This is a genomic window from Collimonas fungivorans (assembly GCF_028292705.1).
GTDB classification, from domain to species: Bacteria; Pseudomonadota; Gammaproteobacteria; order Burkholderiales; family Burkholderiaceae_D; genus Collimonas; species Collimonas fungivorans_B.
Window position 1 is genome coordinate 1 of record NZ_JAQGLV010000263.1, and the last position, 7,245, is coordinate 7,245.

At 58.8% G+C, this 7,245-nt stretch carries 8 protein-coding genes; 6 read left to right on the plus strand and 2 right to left on the minus strand.

The genetic code is table 11. The features are described 5' to 3' along the window. The 5 genes from JWQ61_RS14795 to JWQ61_RS14815 all read left to right on the plus strand — a co-directional run. On the plus strand, window positions 1–432 hold a 432-nt coding region (locus JWQ61_RS14795), incomplete at its 5' end, for a zinc finger domain-containing protein (protein ID WP_304361199.1). Between the two features lie 86 nt (window positions 433–518). Continuing rightward, window positions 519–1,025 carry a signal peptidase II gene (gene lspA / locus JWQ61_RS14800; RefSeq protein ID WP_304361200.1) on the plus strand — a complete coding sequence of 169 codons (507 nt, stop codon included), beginning with the start codon at window positions 519–521 and terminating at the stop codon, window positions 1,023–1,025. A gap of 71 nt (window positions 1,026–1,096) precedes the next feature. Next, on the plus strand, window positions 1,097–2,302 hold the full coding sequence (coaBC, locus tag JWQ61_RS14805; RefSeq protein WP_304361201.1) for a bifunctional phosphopantothenoylcysteine decarboxylase/phosphopantothenate--cysteine ligase CoaBC: 1,206 nt from the start codon (window positions 1,097–1,099) through the stop codon (window positions 2,300–2,302). A gap of 123 nt (window positions 2,303–2,425) precedes the next feature. Further along, complete coding sequence (gene dut, locus JWQ61_RS14810; RefSeq protein WP_092401233.1) at window positions 2,426–2,875, plus strand: dUTP diphosphatase; 450 nt, start codon at window positions 2,426–2,428, stop codon at window positions 2,873–2,875. 11 nt (window positions 2,876–2,886) lie between these two features. Continuing rightward, entirely contained in the window at window positions 2,887–3,969 is a 1,083-nt protein-coding gene (locus tag JWQ61_RS14815; protein ID WP_304361202.1) for a M48 family metallopeptidase, read from the plus strand. A gap of 143 nt (window positions 3,970–4,112) precedes the next feature. Here JWQ61_RS14815 and clpA read toward each other — a convergent pair whose 3' ends face one another. After that, window positions 4,113–6,413 (minus strand): ATP-dependent Clp protease ATP-binding subunit ClpA, encoded by a 2,301-nt coding sequence (gene clpA, locus JWQ61_RS14820; protein WP_304361203.1) that lies wholly within the window; start codon window positions 6,411–6,413, stop codon window positions 4,113–4,115. Continuing rightward, window positions 6,410–6,718, minus strand: a complete 309-nt coding sequence (gene clpS / locus JWQ61_RS14825; protein ID WP_014007243.1) for an ATP-dependent Clp protease adapter ClpS — start codon at window positions 6,716–6,718, stop codon at window positions 6,410–6,412. Before clpS ends, clpA begins: the two co-directional genes overlap by 4 nt. A gap of 327 nt (window positions 6,719–7,045) precedes the next feature. Here clpS and JWQ61_RS14830 point away from each other — a divergent pair. Then, window positions 7,046–7,245, plus strand: a 200-nt coding sequence (locus JWQ61_RS14830; protein ID WP_009665919.1) for a cold-shock protein, incomplete at its 3' end; no start/stop codon positions are given.

A 7,245-nucleotide genomic window follows, 5' to 3' on the forward strand; every position in this document is an offset into this window, starting at 1 on the left:
GAAACCATTTTCACCCAGACCTATTACACGCTGCCGGAAATCGACGGCGCTGCTGCCCTGATCGACAAATTCAGCGCGCTGCGTGCGGTGCGCGCCGACGTCACCAAGCAACTGGAAGAAGTGCGGGTCGCGGGCGGCATCGGTTCCTCACTGCAGGCGGAAGTCGAAATCAAGGCGGCGCCGGCCAAGTATGCGCTGCTCAGCAGCCTGGGCGACGACCTGAAATTTGTCTTGATCACTTCCAGCGCAACGGTATCGGAAGTGGCGACCGAAGCTGAAGAAACGATCCTGGTGACGCCGTCGGCGCAGCAGAAATGCGAACGCTGCTGGCATTACCGGGCCGACGTCGGCAGCCACCCGGAACATCCGGGCCTGTGCGGACGCTGTGTCGCCAACCTGTTCGGCGGCGGCGAAGACCGGCATTTTGCTTAAGCGATGATGTAGATAAAACAGGCGCAGCGTGCAATCGGCCACGGCCTTGCACACTGCGTATTTCTGCCACACAGTTAAGAATCGACATGGCCACAAAAAAACGCTCTTCCGCTTCATCTTCCTCCAACTACGGCCTGGCGCCATGGCTGGCGATCGCCGCACTGGTGCTGCTGCTCGACCAGCTCACCAAGATCACCATCGTGCGCCTGTTCAGCTACGGCGAATCGCATGCCGTGACCTCCTTCTTCAACCTGGTGCTGGTGTATAACAAGGGCGCCGCGTTCAGCTTCCTGTCCACCGAATCCGGCTGGCAGCGCTATTTTTTCACGGTACTCGGCATCGCCGCTGCGCTGTTCATCACGTTCCTGCTGAAACGCCACGCCGGGCAACGCATGTTCTGCACCGCGCTGGCCCTGATACTGGGCGGCGCCATCGGCAACGTGGTCGACCGTATCGCCTACGGCCATGTGATCGATTTTCTCGACATCTACGTGCGCAACTGGCACTGGCCGGCTTTCAACATCGCCGATAGCGCGATCTGCATCGGTGCGGTATTGTTTGTCATTGATGAGCTGCGCCGCGTAAACAAGTAACTGAGCAAGTAACTAAGCAAGTAACAAGTAAATAAGCAAGTAGCCAATAGATAACGTTTCCAGGAGCAGGTATGGATCTCGCTGGTAAAAAAATCGTGCTGGGACTGACCGGCGGCATCGCCTGCTACAAAGCGGCCGAGTTCGCGCGGGCGCTGATCAAGGCTGGCGCTTCGGTGCAAGTCGTGATGACCGCGGCGGCCACCCACTTCATCACTCCCATCACCATGCAGGGCCTGTCCGGCAAGCCGGTGTTTACCGACCAGTGGGATGCGCGCATCGGCAATAACATGCCGCACATCGATCTCACCCGCGACGCCGACGCCATCGTGATCGTGCCCTGCTCCGCCGATTTCATCTTCAAGCTGGCGCACGGCGCCTGCGACGACCTGCTGTCGACGCTGTGCGTAGCGCGTCCCGCCACCGTGCCCTTGCTGGTGGCGCCGGCGATGAATGTCGAAATGTGGCAAAACGCGGCGACCCAGCGCAACCTGGCGCAGCTGCTGGCGGATGGCATCCAGCTGCTGGGACCCGACGCCGGCGAGCAAGCTTGCGGCGAAGTCGGCATGGGCCGCATGCTGGAAGCCCATGAGCTGCTGGCAGAAGTGGTCGCCTCGTTCCAGCCCAAGCTGCTGAAGGGCAAGCGCTTGCTGCTGACCGCCGGCCCCACCTTCGAACCGATCGATCCGGTGCGCGGCATCACCAATCTTTCATCCGGAAAAATGGGATATGCCGTGGCCCGCGCCGCGTATGAAGCGGGAGCGGAAGTCACCTTGGTATCCGGCCCGACGGCGCTCACCGCACCTTACGGCGTGCGCCGCATCAGCGTCCAGACCGCGCAGCAGATGCACGATATCGTGCTGGCGCAGCTGGCCGGCGCCGACAGCCGCACCGATGTCTTCGTCGCCGTGGCAGCGGTGGCCGACTGGCGGGTAGCCAACGCCAGCCCGCAAAAACTGAAAAAGAATGCCGACGGCAGCGCGCCCGCGCTGGTGTTCGAACAAAATCCCGATATCCTGGCGACAGTTGCAGCTTTGCCGAAAGCACCTTACTGTGTCGGTTTTGCGGCCGAATCGGAAAACCTGCTGCAATATGGCGAAGCCAAGCGCCTGCGGAAAAACGTGCCGCTGTTGGTCGGCAATATCGGCCATGATACGTTCGGCAAGGACGACAACCAGCTGGTGCTGTTCGACGCCAGCGGCCATGTCAACCTGCCGCGCGCCGGCAAGCAACAGCTGGCGCGCCAGCTGATTGCGGCCATCGCAGCTCGTCTTGTTTAACCAATCGCCGGTCGTTTCAGCGCCGGCAATTTGCATCGGAAAGTAGCCTAATGAACACCCGGCAGCTGGTTGCTGCCATGTTTGCTGCATCTTTTTTTACCTAATAGATTGTTACAAAATTCAATGAATATCATCGACGTCAAGATTCTCGACCCACGCATGCAAGATCAACTGCCGGCCTACGCTACCGAAGGCAGCGCCGGCCTCGACCTGCGCGCCTGCCTGGACGCCGCGCTGACGATCAAACCCGGCGAAACCCACCTGATCCCTACCGGCCTGGCGATCCATATCGGCGACCCGGCTTACGCAGCGATGATCCTGCCGCGCAGCGGCCTCGGCCACAAACACGGCATCGTGCTGGGGAACCTGGTGGGCCTGATCGACTCTGATTACCAGGGTCAGCTGATGGTTTCCACCTGGAACCGTGGAACGACCGAATTTACCCTTAACCCGATGGACCGGCTGGCGCAATTGATCATTGTGCCTGTAGCCCGTGTCCGTTTTAATGTCGTGGCCGATTTCGAGAGCAGCGAACGCGGCGCAGGCGGCTTCGGCAGCACCGGAAAACATTGATGGAGAAACTGATGAGATTGACGCGTAACAATGGATGGCAGGGAGTCAAGCGCTGTGCAGCGCTGGCGCTGCCAGTGCTGTTGCTGGCAGCCTGTGCCACACAGGAGTCCGCCACCACCCCGTCGCAAGTCGTGCCAGTCCCTCCCAAGCCAGTCGTACTCACGCCGCCGCCGCAACAGGCGGAACTGAAAGCCTTGATCGGCTTGCAGGACCGCTTGTATGACGTTGCCGCGCCTTTGCTGGTGAACAATGCCCTGCTGTGCCGGAACAATGCGCGCAACCTGCTGGGCTTCACCGCCAAGACCAAATATTCCTTTACCTCCGAGTTCATTGAAGCGGCGAGCGCTCTCGGCCTGAGCGACCAGCTGCAAGTGACCGGCGTGCTGGCCGGCAGCGGCGCCGCCAAGGTCGGCCTGCAGCGCGGCGACCTGCTGGTGAGCATCCAGGACAAGCCGGTGCCGGTCGGCGCCGACGCCGAACGCCAGACTGCCTTGCTGCTCGGGCCGCTGGTGAACGGCCGCAACAGCATCAAGGTCATCATTGCGCGCAACGGCGCCAACCAGACACTGAACATCCCGCTGACCCGCGCCTGCGCCTTCGGCATCGAGCTCGGCAACACCGAGAACGTGATCAGTTATGCCGATGGCCGCCGTGTGCTGATCAGCAGCGGCATGATGAAATACACCAAGAACGACGACGAACTGGCGCTGGTGATCGCCAAGGAAATGGCGCATAACACGCTGACGCATCCGTCGCGCCAGCGCAATACCGCCACCATGACCGGCGTCATCGACAACCTGATCCGCCTGAAGCCGGATACCGCGGCCCTGAACGGCATGGCCGGCGTCAAGCCTTATCCGCAGCAGCTGGATGTGGCAGCCGACAAGCTGTCGCTGTACATGGTGGCTCGCGCCGGCTACAAGGTCGACGACGCCGCGGCGTTCTGGCAACGGCTGGCGACCAGCTATCCGGCCAGCGTGCTCAACGGCTATACGGCAATCCATCCCGGCACAGAATCCCGCCTGTCGGCAATCCAGCAGGCGGTTTCGGATATCCAGGCCAAGCAGGCGACCGGCACCACCATACAGCCTTAAACCAGCTCCATCGCGTTGCAGTTCAGCGATGGAGCGCCGCCCGACCCTCACAATGCGGCGGCCATAAAAAAGCCTGAATCACTTGCGTGCATTCAGGCTTTTTAACGCGCCGGGCAAACACCCGGCTGCATCGGTCGGCTTCTCTATTCGACTTCGACTGTTTCTTCGGGAGCCGCAGGCGAGGACGAATCCTTTTCCGCAAAGTCCAGGCTGATCAGGTCCTTGTCGTCGAGGTCGACCGTCACGCGGCCGCCGGTCACCAGCTTGCCGAACAGCAGTTCGTCGGCCAGCGCCTTGCGGATCATGTCCTGGATCAGGCGTGCCATCGGCCGCGCACCCATCAACGGATCGAAACCCTTCTTGGCCAGGAACTTGCGCAAGTTCTCGGTAAAGACCGCTTCCACTTTTTTCTCGTGCAGCTGCTCTTCCAGCTGCATCAGGAATTTGTCGACCACCCGCAGGATGACTTCTTCATCCAGCGCATGGAAGCTGATGATGGAATCGATGCGATTGCGGAATTCCGGCGTAAACATACGCTTGATATCCGCCATCTCGTCGCCGGCTTCTTTCTTGTCGGTGAAACCGATCGACCGTTTTTGCAGGCTTTCCGCACCGGCATTGGTGGTCATGATGATGATCACATTGCGGAAATCCGCCTTGCGTCCATTATTGTCGGTCAATGCGCCGTGATCCATCACTTGCAGCAGGATGTTGAAAATGTCCGGATGGGCTTTTTCGATTTCATCCAGCAGCAGCACCGCATGCGGCTTCTTGGTCACGGCTTCGGTCAGCAGGCCGCCCTGGTCGAAACCGACATAACCCGGAGGCGCGCCAATCAGGCGGCTCACCGCATGACGCTCCATGTATTCCGACATGTCGAAACGGATCAGGTCGATGCCGAGGATGAACGCCAGCTGCTTCGCCACCTCGGTCTTGCCGACGCCGGTCGGACCGGAGAACAGGAAGGAGCCGATCGGGCGGTCGGTCTTGCCGAGGCCGGCGCGCGCCATCTTGATCGCCGACGCCAGGGCGTCGATCGCCGGATCCTGGCCGAACACCACATTGCGCAAATCGCGGTCTATGGTTTGCAGCTTGCTGCGGTCGTCCTGGTTGACCGACTGCGGCGGAATGCGCGCGATCTTGGCGATGATGTCCTCGATCTCGCCCTTGCCGATTGTCTTCTTCTGCTTCGACTTCGGCAGGATGCGTTGCGCCGCGCCGGCTTCATCGATCACATCGATGGCCTTGTCCGGCAGATGGCGGTCATTGATGAAACGCGCCGCCAGTTCGGCTGCACTGGTCAGTGCGGACGCCGAATACTTGACGCCGTGATGTTCTTCAAAGCGCGACTTCAAGCCGCGCAGGATCTGCACGGTTTGCTCGACCGTCGGTTCGTTGACGTCGATCTTCTGGAAGCGCCGCGACAGTGCGTGATCTTTCTCGAACACGCCGCGGAATTCGGTGTAGGTGGTGGCGCCGATGCATTTCAGCTGGCCGCTGGACAACGCCGGTTTCAGCAGGTTGGACGCATCCAGCGTACCGCCGGAAGCCGAACCGGCGCCGATGATGGTATGAATTTCGTCGATGAACAGGATGCCGTTCGGGCTGTCTTTCAGCTGCTTGAGCACCGCTTTCAGGCGCTGCTCGAAATCGCCGCGGTACTTGGTGCCGGCCAGCAGCGAACCCATGTCGAGCGAATAGACGATCGCATTCTGCAGGATTTCAGGCACGTCGCCCTGGGTGATGCGCCATGCCAGTCCCTCCGCAATCGCGGTCTTGCCGACGCCGGCTTCGCCGACCAGCAGAGGGTTGTTCTTGCGGCGCCGGCACAAGGTCTGGATCACGCGTTCGACCTCGTACTCGCGGCCGATCAGGGGATCGATCTTGCCTTCGGTCGCCAGCTTGTTCAGGTTTTGCGTGAACTGGTCGAGCGGGCTTTCCTTGGCCTGGCCTTCGGCCTGCACTTCTTCCGCGCCTTCCGAGGATTTCTGCGCATCGGCCTGCTGGTCCTTGCGCACTCCGTGCGAGATGAAATTCACCACGTCGAGCCGCGTCACGCCTTGCTGGTGCAAGTAATACACCGCGTGCGAATCCTTTTCGCCGAAGATCGCGACCAGCACATTGGCGCCGGTCACTTCCTTCTTGCCGTTGGAAGCCGATTGCACATGCATGATGGCGCGCTGGATGACGCGCTGGAAACCTAAGGTCGGCTGGGTATCCACTTCATTCGAACCCGGCACCGTCGGTGTGTTGTCGCCAATGAAGATGGTTAGCGTCTTGCGCATATCATCAATGTTGACGGCACACGCACGCAGCACCTCTGCCGCGGACGGGTTATCGAGCAAGGCCAGCAGCAGGTGTTCAACCGTGATGAACTCGTGCCGTGCTTGCCGTGCCTCGACAAACGCCATATGCAAACTTACTTCCAGTTCCTGCGCAATCATGCTTCCTCCATCATGCATTGCAGGGGATGCCCTGCTTTGCGTGCGTGCGTTAATACCAGTTCAACCTTGGTGGAAGCGATATCTTTCGGATATACCCCACACATGCCTTTGCCATCGCGATGCACTTTCAACATTATCTGCGTTGCGGCTTCACGATCCTTGTTGAAATATTCCTGCAGTATAGCGACCACGAACTCCATTGGAGTGTAGTCGTCATTGAGCAAAAATACTTGATACATGGGGGGCGGCTTGAGCTTTTGCTCCTGTCGCGTCGCTACTGTCCCGTCTTCGTGCTTGGTTACCATGCGCCTATTCTAAAACCTTCCAACAAATGCGCAACGCGCGACACAGAATAAAAGATGACTTATAACGATATTACGCGTTTTCCGATTGCTATGCAGATGACGATAGAAGAGATTAAATCAAGAGCAAAAAAACGGCCAAAACCAGAAATTTAATTGCATAAAGGAAATTACTTGACTTTTTTATTTTTAACGCGAACAATGACATTCATTGATAAGCATGTTTCAGCTTGTTAATAGAAGTGAGCAAGTTCTAGAAGGGGCAGCGTTACGCGAGGCTTCTTGCTTTTACGGCTCGTGTGATTGTTATTATTTGAAAGACGCTATTTTATGGCAACAGGTACAGTCAAGTGGTTCAACGATTCTAAGGGCTTCGGCTTTATCACTCCGGATGACGGCGGTGAAGATTTGTTTGCACACTTTTCCGCAATCCAGATGAACGGCTTCAAGACCCTCAAAGAAGGTCAAAAAGTCCAGTTCGAAGTCACGCAAGGCCCTAAAGGCAAGCAAGCTTCTAACATCCAAGCTCC